At 70.1% G+C, this 17,851-nt stretch carries 11 protein-coding genes and 1 pseudogene; 9 read left to right on the forward strand and 3 right to left on the reverse strand.

The annotated features are described in order from the left end of the window. The first annotated feature begins 193 nt into the window (after positions 1–193). Positions 194–2,911, forward strand: a complete 2,718-nt coding sequence (acnA, locus tag DDQ41_RS25970; RefSeq protein WP_109296629.1) for an aconitate hydratase AcnA — start codon at positions 194–196, stop codon at positions 2,909–2,911. Between the two features lie 130 nt (positions 2,912–3,041). On the opposite strand, the pseudogene DDQ41_RS25975 reads toward acnA, so the two are convergent. Further along, positions 3,042–3,389, reverse strand: a pseudogene (locus DDQ41_RS25975) (IS30 family transposase); the annotation flags it as partial. A gap of 162 nt (positions 3,390–3,551) precedes the next feature. Here DDQ41_RS25975 and DDQ41_RS25980 point away from each other — a divergent pair. Both DDQ41_RS25980 and DDQ41_RS25985 read left to right on the forward strand, forming a co-directional pair. Further along, positions 3,552–4,016 (forward strand): type II toxin-antitoxin system Phd/YefM family antitoxin, encoded by a 465-nt coding sequence (locus DDQ41_RS25980; protein WP_109296630.1) that lies wholly within the window; start codon positions 3,552–3,554, stop codon positions 4,014–4,016. Between the two features lie 2 nt (positions 4,017–4,018). Beyond that, positions 4,019–4,369, forward strand: coding sequence for a hypothetical protein (locus DDQ41_RS25985; protein WP_109296631.1), 351 nt, complete (start codon positions 4,019–4,021; stop codon positions 4,367–4,369). A 973-nt stretch (positions 4,370–5,342) separates the two neighbouring features. Here DDQ41_RS25985 and DDQ41_RS25995 read toward each other — a convergent pair. Then, entirely contained in the window at positions 5,343–6,242 is a 900-nt protein-coding gene (locus DDQ41_RS25995; protein ID WP_109296633.1) for a LysR family transcriptional regulator, read from the reverse strand. Between the two features lie 218 nt (positions 6,243–6,460). Between DDQ41_RS25995 and DDQ41_RS26000 the strand changes: the two genes are divergently transcribed. After that, complete coding sequence (locus tag DDQ41_RS26000) at positions 6,461–6,829, forward strand: DoxX family protein (protein WP_109296634.1); 369 nt, start codon at positions 6,461–6,463, stop codon at positions 6,827–6,829. A 378-nt stretch (positions 6,830–7,207) separates the two neighbouring features. Here the strand turns inward: DDQ41_RS26000 and DDQ41_RS26005 are convergent, their stop codons facing one another. Then, complete coding sequence (locus DDQ41_RS26005) at positions 7,208–11,038, reverse strand: GH92 family glycosyl hydrolase (RefSeq protein WP_109296635.1); 3,831 nt, start codon at positions 11,036–11,038, stop codon at positions 7,208–7,210. A 744-nt stretch (positions 11,039–11,782) separates the two neighbouring features. Between DDQ41_RS26005 and ngcE the strand changes: the two genes are divergently transcribed. The 5 genes from ngcE (at position 11,783) to DDQ41_RS26035 (ending at position 17,783) form a co-directional block, all read left to right on the forward strand. Beyond that, entirely contained in the window at positions 11,783–13,234 is a 1,452-nt protein-coding gene (gene ngcE / locus DDQ41_RS26015; protein WP_109296637.1) for an N-acetylglucosamine/diacetylchitobiose ABC transporter substrate-binding protein, read from the forward strand. Between the two features lie 91 nt (positions 13,235–13,325). Beyond that, positions 13,326–14,249, forward strand: a complete 924-nt coding sequence (locus DDQ41_RS26020) for a carbohydrate ABC transporter permease (protein ID WP_109296638.1) — start codon at positions 13,326–13,328, stop codon at positions 14,247–14,249. Position 14,250: 1 nt separating this feature from the next. Continuing rightward, positions 14,251–15,180, forward strand: a complete 930-nt coding sequence (locus DDQ41_RS26025; RefSeq protein ID WP_109296639.1) for a carbohydrate ABC transporter permease — start codon at positions 14,251–14,253, stop codon at positions 15,178–15,180. 170 nt (positions 15,181–15,350) lie between these two features. Then, on the forward strand, positions 15,351–16,550 hold the full coding sequence (locus DDQ41_RS26030) for an ROK family transcriptional regulator (RefSeq protein ID WP_109296640.1): 1,200 nt from the start codon (positions 15,351–15,353) through the stop codon (positions 16,548–16,550). 120 nt (positions 16,551–16,670) lie between these two features. Next, positions 16,671–17,783: a substrate-binding domain-containing protein gene (locus DDQ41_RS26035; protein WP_109296641.1), complete on the forward strand. Its 1,113-nt coding sequence runs from the start codon at positions 16,671–16,673 to the stop codon at positions 17,781–17,783. Positions 17,784–17,851 lie beyond the last annotated feature (68 nt).

Below are 17,851 nucleotides of genomic sequence, written 5' to 3' on the forward strand. Positions count from 1 at the left end.
CCGGACATGACCCGTCGGCGGTCATGTATTAGAGTTATCTCGACATCGAGATATATGGAGAAGGCGAACCGCAACCACCTTCCGCCGGACCGCTGAGTAAGGGTGCCCTAACTAAGTCCTACCTTAGCGGATGGTGTGGAGTCGCAGGCGGCAGGATGCGGTCGGTACGCGCACATTGATGAAGGAGACTGTCGTGTCGGCGAACAGCTTCGACGCCCGCAGCACGCTGCGCGTGGGCGACGAGTCGTACGAGATCTTCAGGCTGGACAAGGTCGAGGGCTCCGCGCGCCTCCCCTACAGCCTCAAGGTCCTCCTGGAGAACCTGCTCCGCACCGAGGACGGCGCGAACATCACCGCCGACCACATCCGTGCGCTCGGCGGCTGGGACTCGCAGGCGCAGCCGAGCCAGGAGATCCAGTTCACGCCGGCCCGCGTGATCATGCAGGACTTCACCGGCGTGCCCTGCGTCGTGGACCTCGCCACCATGCGCGAGGCCGTCAAGGAGCTCGGCGGCGACCCGGCGAAGATCAACCCGCTCGCCCCCGCCGAGCTGGTCATCGACCACTCCGTCATCGCCGACAGGTTCGGCACCCCGGACGCCTTCGCCCAGAACGTGGAGCTGGAGTACGGCCGCAACAGGGAGCGCTACCAGTTCCTGCGCTGGGGCCAGACCGCGTTCGACGAGTTCAAGGTCGTCCCGCCCGGCACCGGCATCGTCCACCAGGTGAACATCGAGCACCTGGCCCGCACCGTCATGGTCCGCGGCGGCCAGGCCTACCCCGACACCCTCGTCGGCACCGACTCGCACACCACCATGGTCAACGGCCTCGGCGTGCTCGGCTGGGGCGTCGGCGGCATCGAGGCCGAGGCCGCCATGCTCGGCCAGCCCGTCTCGATGCTCATCCCGCGCGTCGTCGGCTTCAAGCTCACCGGCGAGCTGCGCCCCGGCACCACCGCCACCGACCTGGTCCTCACGATCACCGAGATGCTGCGCACGCACGGCGTCGTGGGCAAGTTCGTCGAGTTCTACGGCGAGGGCGTCGCCGCCACCTCCCTCGCGAACCGCGCCACCATCGGCAACATGTCGCCGGAGTTCGGCTCCACCGCCGCGATCTTCCCGATCGACGACGAGACCCTGAACTACCTCAAGCTCACCGGCCGCAGCGAGCAGCAGGTCGCGCTGGTCGAGGCGTACGCCAAGGAGCAGGGGCTGTGGCTGGACCCGGCCGCCGAGCCCGACTTCTCCGAGAAGCTGGAGCTGGACCTCTCCACGGTCGTCCCCTCCATCGCCGGCCCGAAGCGCCCGCAGGACCGCATCGTCCTCGCCGAGGCCGCCGAGCAGTTCGCGCAGGACGTCCGCGCCTACGTCGACAACGTCGAAGAGGCGGGCAAGGAGTCCTTCCCGGCCTCCGACGCCCCGGCGCTCTCCCCGAACGGCTCCCCCTCGAAGCCGACCCCGGTCACCGCCCCCGACGGCTCCACGTACGAGATCGACCACGGCGCCGTCACCGTCGCCGCGATCACCTCCTGCACCAACACCTCGAACCCGTACGTCATGGTCGCCGCCGCACTGGTGGCCAAGAAGGCGGTCGAGAAGGGCTTGACCCGCAAGCCCTGGGTCAAGACCACCCTCGCCCCGGGCTCCAAGGTCGTCACCGACTACTTCGACAAGGCGGGCCTGACCCCGTACCTCGACAAGGTCGGCTTCAACCTCGTCGGCTACGGATGCACCACCTGCATCGGCAACTCCGGCCCGCTGCCGGACGAGGTCTCCAAGGCCGTCAACGACCACGACCTGGCCGTCACCTCCGTGCTCTCCGGCAACCGCAACTTCGAGGGCCGGATCAACCCCGACGTCAAGATGAACTACCTGGCGTCCCCGCCGCTGGTCGTCGCCTACGCCATCGCGGGCTCCATGAAGGTCGACATCACCCGCGAGGCGCTCGGCACCGACACCGAGGGCAACCCGGTCTACCTCAGGGACATCTGGCCCTCCGAGGCCGAGGTCAACGACGTCGTCGCCAACGCCATCGGCGAGGACATGTTCAACAAGTCCTACCAGGACGTCTTCGCCGGCGACGCGCAGTGGCAGGCGCTGCCCATCCCGACCGGCGACACCTTCGAGTGGGACGCCGAGTCGACCTACGTCCGCAAGCCCCCGTACTTCGAGGGCATGACGATGGAGACCACCCCGGTCACCGACATCGCGGGCGCCCGCGTCCTCGCCAAGCTGGGCGACTCGGTCACCACCGACCACATCTCCCCGGCCGGCGCCATCAAGGCCGACACCCCGGCGGGCACGTACCTCACCGAGCACGGAGTGGAGCGCCGCGACTTCAACTCCTACGGCTCGCGCCGCGGCAACCACGAGGTCATGATCCGCGGCACGTTCGCCAACATCCGCCTGCGCAACCAGATCGCGCCGGGCACCGAGGGCGGCTACACCCGCGACTTCACCCGGGACGGCGGTCCGGTGTCGTTCATCTACGACGCCTCCCGCAACTACATCGAGCAGGGCATCCCGCTGGTCGTCCTGGCCGGCAAGGAGTACGGCTCCGGCTCGTCCCGCGACTGGGCCGCCAAGGGCACCGCGCTCCTCGGCGTCAAGGCCGTCATCGCCGAGTCGTACGAGCGCATCCACCGCTCGAACCTCATCGGCATGGGCGTCCTCCCGCTGCAGTTCCCCGAGGGCACGTCGGCCGGGTCCCTGGGCCTGACCGGTGAGGAGACCTTCTCCATCGCCGGGGTCACCGAACTCAACGGGGGCACGACGCCGCGCACGGTCAAGGTGACCACCGACACCGGCGTGGAGTTCGACGCGGTCGTCCGCATCGACACCCCCGGAGAGGCGGACTACTACCGGAACGGCGGCATCATGCAGTACGTGCTTCGCGGACTTGCCGGTTCCTGACCTGATGTGAACGAGCGCCCTGCCCCTGCGTCTCGCGAGTGGGGGCGGGGCGCTCGCGCGCGACGGGGCGGAAGACGCCGCCTGCGACCACGATTGCAGGCGATCTGTTCCCGGAGCGGAACTGCGCATCCTACGAAGACGAAGAACCCCGCACCTGGTGGCGGTTTCTAGGGGGCGTCGCAACACGTGATCGTTTGTGTTGGGCGGCGAGCAGTCTATGCAGGCGCTCGGCTGAGGTTTCCCAGCCGAGCGTTTCGCGTGGGCGGCCGTTGAGTTCGGCGGCGATGGCGTCGAGATGTTCGCGGGTGTGGACGGACAGGCCGGTGCCCTTGGGGAAGTACTGCCGCAGCAGGCCGTTCGTGTTCTCGTTCGAGCCGCGCTGCCAGGGGCTGGCCGGGTCGCAGAAGTGGACCGGGACGTCGGTGGCGATGCTGAAGGCGTGGTGGGCGGCCATCTCAGAGCCCTGGTCCCAGGTCAGACGCGTCCGCGGGCATGATTGCACGCGAGCTGTTCCGGGAGCGGAGCTGCGCATCCTACGACGACGAAGATCTCCGGCATCCCGCATCCAGAGGTTGAGTCTGGCGCACGCACTCCGCGGTTTCCACTAGATTTCCGAATACGTTCCGAATACCATGGATCCATGACCATCGCATCAGGCCTCCCCGTGGCGACTCGGCGCTCCTCGGACCTGAGCAAGCACTCCGCCGAGGTCTTCGCCGAGGCCGAGGACCACCCCGTGACGGTGACCCGGCGTGACGGCGAGGCTCTGGTCCTGATGTCGCAGCGCGAGGCCGAGGGTCGTGCCCGCTTGCTGAACTTTGCCGCGCAGCTCATCACCGTCACCCTCGACGACCGCGGCTCGCTCGCCGAGCGCATGTCCAAGGCCTTTCCTTGGATGCTTGCGCTGTCGCCGGCCGACCGGGAGTCCTGCGCGCAGGACCTCGTCGATGCGGCGCGCGCATCGTTCTCCACCGACCAGACGCACCTCGCGATCGCAGAGCTGACCTCCTGGAAAGAGACGGCCACCGCCATTGCGGCCGGGCTCAGCAACGGCAGCGCCGGTCTGGAGTGGCTTGATGGCGATGAGACTGTGGAGCGTCCGTAGCCGTGGCGGCCGCCAAGAAGGGCGAGCTGGTTCCTCGTCCTCCAAAGAAGATCGAGTACGAGATCCGCTTCGCCACGGCCGACGCGCAGAAGGGATGGCGCGACCTCGTCGCGACGATCCGCAACCCCATGACGGAGACCTGGGACTTCCTCACGCGGACGCCGCTGTCCACGACGCCGACGAACTATCGGCTCAAGGGTGAGCTCGGCGTCATCGAGCGTGGCGGCGCGACCCATGAGCGGTGGCAGCACAAACCGACTGCGAAGGGCACCGCGCACATCTGGTTCTACGTCCACGAGCGCACGGTCTTCCTGGAGCAGGTGCACACGAGCCACCCGAACGAGACGAAGTAGGCGCGCTTCGCAGCGTCGTACATCGTCGGTGAGCGCGCATCCGGCGACTACCGGCATCGCCGGTGCCATGCCGGTCCAGCAGTCCGTCTCGGTCACGATCAGGGAGAACCGGACCAGCGGGCTCACGTTGCAGCATTGGGTGAGCGCGAACGCGAGAGGAGCGCGACCGGGCCCTGTTCCGCCGGTGTCGAGTACCGCTTCTGCGGCCCTCCAGCTGTCCGGTCTGGCGCTCCGCGCCCATGACGTGCACTGGTCCGAGAGCCTGCCTGGCGCAGTATGGCGACGCACCGACAGCAATCGCCAATGAAGCACGTTGACTCGCCGTGCTACGCGTGTCGAGGTGCTGCGTCAGCGGTAGGAAAACCCGGCCGGATGCGCTCTCCGCACCCGGAAACAATGGTCATTATGGCGATCTGATGCGAGGATCATCGCAAGACGCCATCGCCTCGAAATCCTGCAGAACTACCGTGTAGCGGGAGCATGTCTCAGTACGTGCTTCGCGGACTTGCCGGTTCCTGACCTGATGTGAACGAGCGCCCTGCCCCTGCGTCTCGTGAGTGGGGGCGGGACGCCCGCGCTCGAAGGTGCGGGACACGCCCTCTGTGACCATGGTCGCAGGCGATACCCGTGCGGTACGGCGCCCACGCGGTCTGCCAGGGGCCGCAACCTCGATTCGCGCTGCGAGGTTGCGGCCCGTCGCCGTCGCCGTCGCCGTCGCCGTCGCCGTCGCCGTCGCCGTCGCCGTCGCCGTCGCCGTCCGGTCCCTGGGCTCTGGGCTCTGACGGTCCCCGTCCGCTGCCGGGGGCCGCCCGCGCCCGGGCACCCGGTGAGCACCGTCGTTCCGCGCCGGACGCTTCGGTCCGCGCCCTCCCTCCGCACCATGCGACGAGCGGGCCCCGGCCCTGAGCGCGGCGCGGGATCCGGTCCCCCGGCCCCGGCCGCTCGGCCACCCGGCCCCCGGGGGGGCGACGGGTCACCGCGGACCGGCAACCGCCTCGCGGCAGCAGTCGACGAAGTCCCGCACCACGGGGTTGCCGTCGTCCACGGGAGCCCAGGCCACCGCGACCCGGCTGGGGCTGACACCGCTCACCGGCCGGTAGGCGACCCCGGGCCGGGCGTAGAAGCGGGCGGCCGACTCAGGCGCGAGCGCGACCCCGTAGCCGTTCGCGATCGCGCTGAGCCAGTCGTCCGGCTGGTCGGTGACGGCGCCGATACGCACGGGCCGGCCACCGCGCTCGTCCGCCGCCAGCCAGTAGTCGCGCCAGGGACCGGTTTCCGGCGGTGCGGCCACGAACGGCTCGTCCCACAGCTCATGGAACGACAGCCCTTCACGTGCGGCCAGCGGATGGCCGGAGGGGAGCGCCACCCACCGGGGTTCCTCCAGCAGCTCCGCCACGCGCAGCGCGCCCTGACCGGGGAACGGCAGCCGCAGCAGGGCTGCGTCGACGTCCCCGTCGGCGAGTCCCGCGCTCGGGTTCGACCAGGCCGCCTGCCGCATCTCCACCCGCCAGCCCGGTCGTCGCCGGGCGAACTCCGCGATGATGTCCGGTGTCGACTCGTTCGCCGCACTGGCCAGGAAGCCCACTCTCAGTACCCGCTCCGCCCGGCTCGCCGCGCTCTTGGTCTCCCTCAGTATCCCGTCCCAGTCCGCCAGCAGCGACGGGACCAGCCGCGCCAGGGCCCGGCCCGGTTCGGTGAGCGCCATACCGGCCCGGGAACGCGTGAACAGCACCGTGCCCAGCAGGGTTTCCAGCTGCCGGACCTGCCGGGTCAGGGCGGGCTGCGACACGAACAGCCGCTCCGCCGCGCGGGTCAGGCTCCCCTCCTCCGCCACCGCGACGAAGGAGCGCAGCAACCGGGTGTCCACATCCATGCCGCCAGGTTATGGAAAGGGGCATTGGACGCTTCGCAGGCCGCTCGGCAGGCTGGACGTGTCGCACGGCGGCCGCCCCCGTACCGCACACCGAGGGCCGTCACCGCGCACTTGTCTCCGCGCACTTGTCTCCCGGCATCCGTCGCGGTCGCGGTCCGAGGGCCGGCCCCTGCTCTCGCCGTCCCCGTCCTTGCCCGCCGAGCCGAACAGAGGTCCCCGTGTTCACCGCCTACGCAGTCGTCACCGCCGTCGCCATCGCGGCCAACGCCGTTGAGGCAGCCGCCAACTTCCTGAGGGCGCGGTTCGTGGTCGCCAACGCCGCCGCGGTCGGCGTCCCGCCGTCCTGGCTGCCCGCCCTCGGGGCGCTGAAGGGCGCGGCGGCCCTGGGGCTCCTGCTCGGCCTCCTCGGTCTCACCGCCGTCGGCACGGCCGCCGCCACGGGGCTGGTGCTCTTCTTCATCGGTGCCCTGGTGTTCCACGTCCGCGCCCGCGTCTTCCACAACATCGCGGGCCCGCTGCTCTTCCTGGCCCTGTCGGCCGCAGCGCTCGTGCTCACGGCCGCGGTGCCACCCGCCCAAGGAGGCTGAGGACCTCCGCGTCCCGGCATCTCCGTGTCCCGGCATCCCCGCGTCCCACGCCGGCCCTTCACGCCGGGCGCTCACGCCGGGCCCCTGCGGCGGGTCGGTGCCCCGCCCCTTCCGCCCGGCAACACGCCCAGCCCACGTCCAGCCACCCCTCGCACCCGCGGCCCACGCCGGGCGCTCACGCCGGGCCCCTGCGGCGGGTCGGTGCCCCGCCCCTTCCGCCCGGCAAGACGCCCAGCCCACGTCCAGCCACCCCTCGCACCCGGGGCCCACGTCCAGCCACCCCTCGCACCCGCGCCCGGCCCGCCCCGGCCCGCCCCGGCCCACGCCCGGGCCGCGGCCCCGGAGGGACCGCGGCCCGGACACGGGGGCGAGGAGCGCTCAGGACAGCAGCTCGACCTCCGCCAGCACGGGCTTCACCGCACCCCCGGCGGGGACCAGCCGGTACTCCCGGTAGCCGCCGGGGCGGGCGACGGTGAAGGCCCGTGTCTGCCGGTCCCAGGCGAACGACTCACCTGACCGCCGGTCCAGATCGGTCCAGGCCGTGCCGTCCCGGGAGCCCTGGAGCACCCATTCCGCGGGGGCCTGGTCGTGCGCCGCCGAGGTGAGCGTGTACTGCACGGCCCGTGTGACCTCGGTGACCGGCAGGTCCACGGCCGCCCCAAGCGCCGCCTGGGTCTCGGAGGTGTCGTCGAAGAGCGCGCCCGGGCCGCTGATCGCGTCCCGGCGGGGCGAGGGCACCTTGTCGTCCCGGGTGATCGAGACGGGCGCGGCGCCCTTGCCCGTGCCCCAGCGCGACGGCTCCGGCCCCATGTCGAACTCCAGGGTGCCGCCCCGCGTCAGCAGCCCGTGGGGGAGCGCGGTGGAGTTCCAGCGCTTGCCGTTCACCTTCAGGCCCTGGACGTAGATGTTGCGGGCGCTGTTCCGGGGTGCCTTCACCACGAGTTCCCGGCCGTTCTCCAGGTGGACGGTCGCCTTCCTGAAGAGCGGAGAGCCGACCGCGTACTCCCCGCTGCCCATCACCAGCGGATAGAAGCCGAGCGCGGAGAAGAGGAACCAGGCCGACTGCTCCCCGTTGTCCTCGTCGCCGTGGTAGCCCTGCCCGATCTCGCTGCCGGTGTAGAGGCGGGAGAGGACCTCGCGCACCTTCTCCTGCGTCTTCCACGGCTGGGCGGCCGCGTTGTACATGTAGGCGACGTGGTGGGCGACCTGGTTGGAGTGGCCGTACATGCCCATCCGCACGTCACGGGCCTCGGTCATCTCGTGGATGACGCTGCCGTACGAGCCGACGAACTCCGGCGACGCCGTCTCCGGGGTCGAGAAGTAGGTGTCGAGCTTCCCGGCGAGTCCCGGCCGGCCGCCGTACAGGTTGGCCAGTCCCCGGCTGTCCTGCGGCGCGGTGAACGCATAGCCCCAGCCGTTGGTCTCGGTGTAGTCGTGGCCCCAGACCCGGGGGTCGTACGCGTCCGAGGGGACCCGCCAGGCGCCCTTCGCGTCGCGGCCCTGGAAGAAGCCCGCCTTCCCGTCGAACAGCGTCACGTAGTTGCGGGCCCTGTTCAGGAAGTAGGCGGACTCGTCCTGGTAGCGCGCCTTCCCCGTTTTCGCGTGGAGGGCCGCCGCCATCCTCGACAGGCCGTAGTCGTTGAGGTAGCCCTCCAGCGACCACGACAGGCCCTCGTGAGTGGCGGTGGAGGCGTAACCGGTGAACGGGGAGGTCTCCATGCCCTTGCGGCCCACGCCCCGGTGCGGCGGCGCCACCGTGGCGTTCTTCAGCGCCGCCTCGTACGCCTCCTGAGCGTCGAAGCCGCGGACGCCCTTCACATAGGCGTCGGCGAAGGCGATGTCGGAGGAGGTGCCGGTCATCAGGTCGGCGTAGCCGGGGGAGGACCACCGGGAGATCCAGCCGCCGTCCCGGTACTGCTGGACGAACCCGTCGACCAGTTCGCCCGCCTTCTCCGGGGTGAGGAGGGAGTAGGCGGGCCAGGTCGTGCGGTAGGTGTCCCAGAAGCCGTTGTTGACGTACACCCGGCCGTCGACGATCTTCGCGCCGGTACGGGTCGGGGTGTCCGGGCCGGTCTGCGGCGAGAAGGGGCTGGCGTACCTGTCCTTGCCGTCGACCTTCTCGAAGCCGGAGTTCGGGTAGAGGTACAGCCGGTAGAGCGAGGAGTACAGGGTCACGAGCTGGTCGTGGGTGGCGCCCTCGACCTCGACCCGGCCGAGCAGGGCGTCCCAGGCGTCGCGCGCCCGGTCCCTGATCCGCCCGAAGGCCGCGGACGCGGGGATCTCCTGCGCGAGGTTCTTCCTGGCCTGGTCGACGCCGATCAGCGAGGTGGCGATGCGCAGTGTCACGGTGCGGTCCTCGCCCGCGTCGAACCGCAGATGGCCGGCGACGCCCCGGGACGAGGAGGAGGTGACGGGCGCGTCGAAGACGCCGTACACGAACAACCGGGTTGCGCCGGTGGACAGCCCGCTCCTGACGTCGGAGTAGCCGGTGAAGGAGCTGGTCTCGGGGTCGAGCGTCAGCCCGGCCTGCTCCGTGACGTTGTCGAAGAGCACCGAGGCGTCATCGCCCGGATAGGTGAACCGCATCATCGCCGCGTGGTCGGTGGGGGCGATCTCCGCCTTCAGCCCGTTCTCGAACGTCACGCCGTAGTAGTGCGGCCGGGCGGTCTCCTTCTCGTGGCGGAAGGGCAGGGCGCGGGCGGTACGGCCGGTGTCCGGGGTGCCCTTCGCGGCGGACGGCATCAGCTGGAAGGTCTGCCGGTCGCCCATCCACGGGCTCGGCTCGTGGCTGGCGCTGAACGCCTGCACCGTGGGCAGGTTGTCGGCGTTGTTGGCGCGGGCGTACTCGTACAGCCAGCTGAGCGAGCCGGCGTTGGTCACCGGTGTCCAGAAGTTGAAGCCGTGCGGGACGGCCGTCGCCGGGAAGGTGTTGCCGCGCGAGAACGCGCCGCTGGAGTTGGTGCCGCGCACCGTCGAGGCGTAGTCCGCGAGGTGCGCGAGCCGCTTCTCGGGCGCCTTCGGGGCGATCCGGATGTCGTCGACCCACCCCTGGAACTTCGCCGGGCCCTCGGGCGCGTCGTACGCCACCAGGATCCGGTCCACGGTCTTCCCCGCGGCGACCGAGCCGATCCGGGACGCCACATGGTTCCACTGGTTGACGTAGAGCCGTTTCGCGGCGCCCTGCCCCTGCGGTGTGAGCGGCCCGCCGTGCGAGTCCACCGCCCGGAGGTCGCTCAGATGGGTGCCGTCGGTGAAGGCGAGGTCGACCGCCACGTTGGTGGCCGGGTAGCGGAGGTCGGTCTCGGCCATCGACGGGAAGACCCGGTACGACAGCTCGGTGTCCCTGCGCACGGCCGTGTCGACGTCGAACACCCTGTTGTACGAGTACGCGCGGCCGTCCGGCCGGTGCGTGCCCGCGTACCGCAGCGCGCGCGTGCCGGTGAAGCCCGCACGGGCCTTCGCGGTGGGGGAGCCCGCCGGACCGCGGTCGACATGGCTGCGCATGTCCTCCGGTACGGGGCTGCCGGTGCTTCCGTCGGAGAACTGCACGTCGGCGAGCTGGACGATGTCCGGGGCTCCGTTGTTGCGGGTGATCTCCAGGCGGTAGCGCGCGTACTCCCCGGCCTTCGCCGCGTCGATGCCGTACGTCCTCGTCTGGAAGCGCTCGTCGAAGGCCTGGCCCTCGCGGGTGTCCAGGACCGTCCAGTCCGCACCGTCCGCCGAGCCCTTGAGCGTCCAGTCCCTGGGGTCGCGCTCGGCGAAGTCGTTGGCCGAGGTCAGTGCGTAGGTGACGACCTTGACGGGGCCGTCCGTGTCGAACTCCACCCAGCCGGCCGGTTCGAAGGTGAGCCATTTGGTGGACGGCTGGAGGTCGACCAGGTTCTCCTTGGTCTCGCCGGCGCCGGTGTTCTCGCCGCTGGCGCGCAGTTCGGTGACCCTGTCGGTGACATTGCCGGGGATGCCCGAGGTGAAGCCGCCGTCGACGCCCTCGGACCGCTTCGCTCCGTCCGGTCCGGTGTCGACGGCGTCGCGCCAATCGGGCTGGGGCTGGTCGGCCTCGAAGGAGCTGGAGAACTCCGCCGCGGGGGCCGGGGGCCGGGAGGGCAGGGCGACGGCCGCCGACTGCGCCGTCAGCACCAGCAGGGAAGCGGCCGCCACCAGGGCGGCCGTGCGGGCGTGGGGATGCCTGGGGCTGGATCGTTGCCGCATGGGAAGCGGTTCCTCCCGCCGGAAGGGGTGGCATGGACAGGTGGTGACGAGCCGTTACACATAGCGGCGGCCGGGCCGGAACTGAACCGGCCGGAACTGAACCGGCCGGTGCGGTGCGGTGCGGTGCGGTGCGGTGGGGTGCGGTGCGGCGCGGTGGGGGAGGGGCGAGGCGGTGGCGGGGGGACGGGGCGCAGCGGGCACAGCGGGCAGGGGAGGCGGTGAGAGGCGACGGAGGGCCGACGAGGGGCGACGAGGGGCAATGAGAGAGGGACAACGTTGTCAGCGATGCTGTGCAGGGACCAGTAGGGAGGCAAGTGCCCAGTGATGTCAAGGGTGTTGACGGCATGTCGGTTCGGATCCGGCCGCGTCCGCTGGACTCCCGCGCCGGCGTCCTGTCGCCGCCCTACTGTGTCCAGGTGTTCTCGCGCACGTTCCCGCCGTGTCCCGCGCCCGCGAGGTCTCAACTCGGGAAAGACTGCCGCGCGACCCTGTTTTCGATCTTGCTCCGTCGGAGGGGAGTGGACTATACCTGTCGGCGTCCGCCTCGCCGGAAGGCACGGCGAAGGGCCGGGGACGGGCAGGCGAAGTATCGTCTGCGGCCCGGACGGCAGTCCGTTCCCACAGCCACGGAACCACCCCTGCACGACCAGCTTCAGCAATCGACCGCGGTGGCGGGGCCCTTCGTCCCAGGAAGAACGGGCGACCGGCTCACCGCCTGAGTCCTGGAGAAGGCGAGGACTGAGCATGGGATCCACCTCCGGCCACCCGAACGGCGGTCTCGGCCGCCGCGACCTGATCAAGCGGTCCGCGGCGCTCGGCCTGGTCACCCTCCCCGCGACGGGCTTCCTGTCCGCATGTGCCGGCGGCGGTGGCGGCGCCGGCGGCCCGAAGGTCGAGAAGGGCGAGGTCACCAAGGCCAACCCGCTCGGCGTCAACGAGACCGCGGCCCTCGAAGTCGTCATCTTCGACGGGGGTTTCGGACAGCAGTACGCCATCGACGCGGAGAAGAAGTACAACGCGGCCTTCCCCGAGGCCCCCGAGGTCACCCACAGGGCCACCCAGAAGATCCAGTCCGAGCTTCAGCCCCGGTTCAACGGAGGCACCCCGCCGGACCTCATCGACAACTCCGGTGCCGAGCAGATGGACATGGGCGTCCTCGTCGGCAAGAAGCAGCTCGCCGACCTCACCCCGCTGCTGGACGCGCCCTCGATCGACGACCCGGGCAGGAAGGTCCGGGACACGCTGCGCCCCGGCATCGTCGAGATGGGCCAGTTCGACGGAGCGCCGGTCTGGATCCTCTACTACGCCTACACGGTCTACGGCGTCTGGTACTCGCGCACCGCGCTCGACCGGCTCGACGCGCAGTACCCCGAGACCTGGGACGAGATGCTCGCCCTGTGCGAGAAGGCGAAGAGGCAGGGCATCGCGGGCTGGACGTACGCCGGCAAGCACCCCTACTACCTGCCGTTCTCGCTCTACCCGTTCATCGCCAAGATCGGCGGCCGGGAGGTCCTGGAGTCCATCGACAACCTGGAGCCGAACGCCTGGAAGCACCCCGCCGTCAAGGCCGCGTTCGAGGCGTACTACGAGCTCCAGCGGAAGGGCTACGTCCTCAGGGGCACCCCCGGCCTGGACCACATCCAGTCCCAGACCGCCTGGACCAAGGGCAGGGCGCTGTTCATCCCCAACGGCTCCTGGGTGGAGAACGAGGCGGCCGGCACCATGCCGAAGGACTTCGACCTCACCGTCTCCGCGCCGTCCGGGCTCGACGCCTCGGACAGGATGCCCTTCGGCACCCTCTGGGCCTCCGGCGGCGAGCCCTTCATCGTCCCGGCGAAGGCGAGGAACGTCGAGGGCGGTATGGAGCAGCTTCGGATCATGCTCGGCGAGGAGTCCTCGAGGAACTTCACCCGCCAGGTCAAGTCGCTGACCGCGTTCGACGGCGGCACCGACGGGATCGGGCTGACGCCGGGTCTGAGGTCGGGCGTCGCCGCGCTGGAGAGGGCCGGCGAGAACGTCGTCAACCCGCGGCTCCAGGACTGGTACGTCAAACTCCAGAAGGAGCAGATCGGCGTCGCCGGTCTCGGCGAGATGATGGCCGGGCGGCTCACCCCGACCGAGGCCGTCAGCAGGATCCAGGGCTTCGCCGACCGGGCCGCGCAGGACCCGTCCGTCAGGAAGTACAAGCACCGGTGACAAGCACCGGTGAGCGGCCCGTGCTCCCGGGGCGCGCCCCGGGAGCACGCAGCACGGGCGGATCACTCCTGAGGATTCGGGGTCGGTAACCATGCAGCACGGCAAGTACCGGTTCATCGCGGGGTTCCTGGCGGCCCCCCTGGGGCTGTACGCACTCTTCGTCGTCTGGCCGTTCGTCCAGTCCATCTACTACTCCTTCACGGACTGGACCGGTCTGAGCCCGGACTTCTCCGTGGTCGGCCTCGACAACTACGCCAGGCTCTGGGACGACGACGTCTTCTGGACGTCGCTCCGGCACAGCCTGCTGTTCGCGCTGCTGCTGCCGGTGCTGACGATCGGCCTCGCCCTGTTCTTCGCCTTCATGATCAATGTGGGCGGGCGGCCCCGCCGGGGCGCGGCGGTCTCCGGGGTGCGGGGCTCGTCGTTCTACAAGGTCGCCTACTTCTTCCCGCAGGTGCTCTCGATCGCGATCGTCGCCCTGCTCTTCCAGTTCGCGTACAACCCGGAGAGCGGGGCGATCAACTCCGGGCTGCGGGCGATCGGGCTCGGCGGCGTCCAGCCGCTGTGGCTCGGTGACCCGGACCTCGCCCTCTGGTGCGTGATGGCGGTCCTCGTCTGGTCCACGGTCGGCTTCTTCGTCGTCCTGTTCTCGGCGGGCATGGCGTCCATCCCCCGGGACTTCTACGAGGCGGCGCTGCTGGACGGCGCGGGCCGGATCACCACCTTCTTCCGGATCACCCTGCCGCTGCTGCGGGACACCATCCAGTCCGGCTGGGTCTACATGGGCATCCTCGCGCTCGGCGCCGAGTCCTTCGCGGTGGTGCAGATCATGACCACGGGGCCGGGCGGCCCCGACTACTCGACCACGGTGCTGGTGCTGTACGTGTACCAGTCGGCGTTCCGCGACGGCGCCGCGGCCTATGCGACGACGATCGGCGTCGCCCTGCTCGTCGTCACGCTGGCCTTCGCGGCCGTCGTGATGAGGCTGGGCCGCCGCGAGCGCCTGGAGTACTGACTTGAGGACGACTCAGACCTCTCCCGCCGGCACCGCGGAACCCCTGCCGCAGGAGGTGAAGGCCGGCCTGTCCGGCGCGGGGCCGGGGAAGGGCGGCAGGCGCGGCCGCGGCGGGGTCCTGAACGCCTTCTCGCATGGCGTGCTGGTCCTGTGGGCCTTCATGGTCGTCATGCCGCTGCTGTGGGCGGTGATGACGTCCTTCAAGGACGACAACGCGATCTTCAGCTCGCCGTGGTCGCCGCCGGACCGGCTCCACTTCGAGAACTGGTCGCGTGCCTGGAGCCAGGCGCATATGAGCGACTACTTCCTGAACACCGTCCTGGTGGTCGCCGGCTCGCTCGCGGGCACTCTGCTGCTGGGTTCGATGGCGGCGTACGTCCTGGCCCGGTTCGACTTCCCCGGGAACCGCTTCCTCTACTTCCTCTTCATCGGGGGGATGAGCTTCCCGATCATGCTGGCGCTTGTCCCGCTGTTCTTCGTCATGAACAACATTCAGCTCCTGAACACCGTCCACGGCCTGATCCTGGTGTACATCGCCTACTCCCTGCCGTTCACCGTGTTCTTCCTGACCGCCTTCTTCCGTACGCTGCCGACCTCGGTGGCCGAGGCGGCGCTGATCGACGGGGCCTCGCACACCCGGACGTTCTTCCAGGTCATGCTGCCGATGGCCAAGCCCGGACTGATCAGTGTCGGGATCTTCAACTTCCTCGGTCAGTGGAACCAGTACATGCTGCCGACGGTGCTCAACACCGATCCGGAGCACAAGGTGCTCTCCCAGGGGCTGGTGCAGCTGGCCGTCAGCCAGGGGTACAAGGGCGACTGGTCCGGCCTGTTCGCGGGCCTGGTGATGGCGATGCTGCCGGTGCTCGCCGCGTACGTCGTCTTCCAGCGCCAGGTCGTCGCGGGCCTCACGGCGGGCGCCCTGAAGTAGTCCCCGCCGCTCCGCCACCGCTCTCGTACCGTCCGTCCGGCACTCCCGGCGGGCGGTGCGCGCGCTTCCTCGGATGGGTCGGGCTTTCGCTCAGGTCTTGACGGAGAGCGGCCCGAAAGGCTCCCCTTGGAGTTCACATGTTGGAGTGAAGAGCAGGAGTGTGTGAGTCGATGGAGACTCCGGGGTCGCAGACATCTCTGCATCGGGCCAATCTCGAGAGGGTCGTACGCGCCGTGCGTCTGGCCGGTTCGCTCACCCAGGCCGAGATCGCGAGGAGCACGGGCCTGTCCGCCGCGACCGTCTCCAACATCGTCCGGGAGCTGAAGGAGGGCGGGACCGTCGAGGTCACCCCCACCTCCGCGGGCGGCCGCCGGGCCCGCAGCGTCTCGCTCAGCGGCGACGCCGGCATTGTCGTCGGCGTCGACTTCGGGCATACGCACCTGCGGGTGGCGATCGGCAACCTGGCCCACCAGGTCCTCGCCGAGGAGTCCGAGCCGCTCGATGTGGACGCCTCCTCCGCCCAGGGCTTCGACCGGGCGGAGCTGCTGGTCAAACGGCTCATCGAGGCCACCGGAATCGGCCCGGACAAGATCGTCGGGGTCGGTCTGGGCGTGCCCGGCCCGATCGACGTGGAGTCCGGCAGCCTGGGATCCACGGCGATCCTGCCGGGCTGGAGCGGCATCAACCCCAGCCGGGAACTCGCCGGCCGGCTCGGCGTGCCCGTGTACGTCGACAACGACGCCAACCTCGGCGCCCTGGGCGAGCTGGTCTGGGGGAGCGGCCGCGGCGTGAAGGACCTCGCGTACATCAAGGTCGCCAGCGGTGTCGGCGCCGGACTCGTCATAGAGGGCCAGATCTACCGCGGCCCCGGCGGCACGGCGGGCGAGATCGGGCATATCACCCTGGACGAGTCGGGGCCCGTCTGCCGCTGCGGCAACCGGGGCTGCCTCGAGACGTTCACCGCGGCCCGCTATGTGCTGCCGCTGCTCCAGTCGAGCCACGGCCCGGACCTGACCATGGAGAAGGTCGTCCAGCTGGCGCGGGAGGGCGATCCGGGCTGCCGGCGGGTCGTCGCCGACGTCGGCCGGCACGTCGGCAGCGGCGTGGCCAACCTGTGCAACCTGCTGAACCCCAGCAGGGTGGTCCTGGGCGGCAGCCTCGCGGAGGCCGGGGAGCTGGTGCTCGCGCCGATCCGCGAGTCCGTCTCCCGGTATGCGATCCCCAGTGCCGCCCGGCGGCTCTCCGTCCTCCCCGGGGCGCTGGGCGCCAGGGCCGAGGTGCTGGGCGCGCTGGCCCTGGTGCTCGGGGAAATGGGCGATTCGACACTTCTGGACAGCTCGGTGCCGGCGGGCAGTCCTGCCTTCACTTAGATAACGAATGGCGACGTTGTCATCTCGTTAAGGATTTACTCCTTGACGCTGGCGTTACAGCCGAGTTGACTTCCAGCCACCTCGGCCGCAAGGACGCGGCCTCGTCAGGGAGGTTTCTGAATGAACACGCAGATGCGTCGTGTCGCCGTGGCCGTGACCGCCGCCGCGATGGCCGTGTCCCTCGCCGCCTGCGGCAGCGCCAAGGAGTCCGGCGACAGCGGCGCCAAGACCGGTACCGCCAAGGGCGACGAGCTCACCATCGGTCTCCTGCTCCCCGAGAACCAGACCGCGCGCTACGAGAAGTTCGACAAGCCGCTCATCGAGAAGAAGATCAGCGAGCTGACGAACGGCAAGGCGAAGGTCGTCTACGCCAACGCCAAGCAGGACGCGACGCTGCAGACCCAGCAGGTCGACACCATGATCACCAACAAGGTCGACGCGCTGATCGTCGACGCGGTGGACTCCAAGGCCATCGCCGGCGGTGTCAAGAAGGCCAAGGACGCGGGCATCCCGATCGTCGCCTACGACCGTCTCGCCGAGGGCCCCGTCGACGCCTACACCTCCTTCGACAACGAAGAGGTCGGCCGGGTCCAGGGCGAGGCGCTCCTCGAGGAGCTCGGCGACAAGGCCAAGAGCGGCCAGATCGTCATGATGAACGGCTCCGTCACCGACCCGAACGCCGCGCTCTTCAAGAAGGGCGCCCACTCCGTCCTCGACGGCAAGGTGAACGTCGGCAAGGAGTACGACACCAAGGAGTGGAAGCCGGAGAACGCCAACGCCAACATGGAGGCCGCGATCTCGGCCCTCGGCAAGGACAAGATCGTCGGCGTCTACTCCGCGAACGACGGCATGGCGGGCGGCATCATCACCGCCCTCAAGGCCGGCGGCTTCGACAAGCTCCCGCCGGTGACCGGTCAGGACGCCGAACTCGCGGGCGTGCAGCGCATCGTCGCGGGCGAGCAGTTCATGAGCATCTACAAGCCGTACGCGCCGGAGGCGGCCGCGGCCGCCGAGATGGCCGTCGCGCTCGCCAAGGGCCAGAGCCTCGACGCGATCGCCACGTCCAAGGTCGACAGCCCCACCACCCAGGGCATCCCGTCCGTGCTCGTCCCGGTCGTCTCCCTGACCCAGGACAACATCGCGGACTCCGTGATCAAGGACGGCGTCTACACCGCCGCCGACATCTGCACCCCGAAGTTCAAGGCCGCCTGCGACGCGATCGGCCTGAAGTAGGCATCACGTCCCCGAGGGACGCTCCCTGAAGCCTGGCCGGTGCCCCGCCCTCATCCAGCCCCCGCTAT

Source organism: Streptomyces spongiicola (assembly GCF_003122365.1).
Classification (GTDB): Bacteria; Actinomycetota; Actinomycetes; order Streptomycetales; family Streptomycetaceae; genus Streptomyces; species Streptomyces spongiicola.

What these genes read in the sequence shown, in the direction of transcription:
- DDQ41_RS25980 (WP_109296630.1), top strand. Translation starts at nt 3,552, where the DNA reads ATGACCATCGCATCAGGCCTCCCCGTGGCGACTCGGCGCTCCTCGGAC.
- DDQ41_RS25995 (WP_109296633.1), bottom strand. Translation starts at nt 6,242, where the DNA reads ATGGATGTGGACACCCGGTTGCTGCGCTCCTTCGTCGCGGTGGCGGAG.
- DDQ41_RS26005 (WP_109296635.1), bottom strand. Translation starts at nt 11,038, where the DNA reads ATGCGGCAACGATCCAGCCCCAGGCATCCCCACGCCCGCACGGCCGCC.
- ngcE (WP_109296637.1), top strand. Translation starts at nt 11,783, where the DNA reads ATGGGATCCACCTCCGGCCACCCGAACGGCGGTCTCGGCCGCCGCGAC.
- DDQ41_RS26020 (WP_109296638.1), top strand. Translation starts at nt 13,326, where the DNA reads ATGCAGCACGGCAAGTACCGGTTCATCGCGGGGTTCCTGGCGGCCCCC.
- DDQ41_RS26030 (WP_109296640.1), top strand. Translation starts at nt 15,351, where the DNA reads ATGGAGACTCCGGGGTCGCAGACATCTCTGCATCGGGCCAATCTCGAG.
- DDQ41_RS26035 (WP_109296641.1), top strand. Translation starts at nt 16,671, where the DNA reads ATGAACACGCAGATGCGTCGTGTCGCCGTGGCCGTGACCGCCGCCGCG.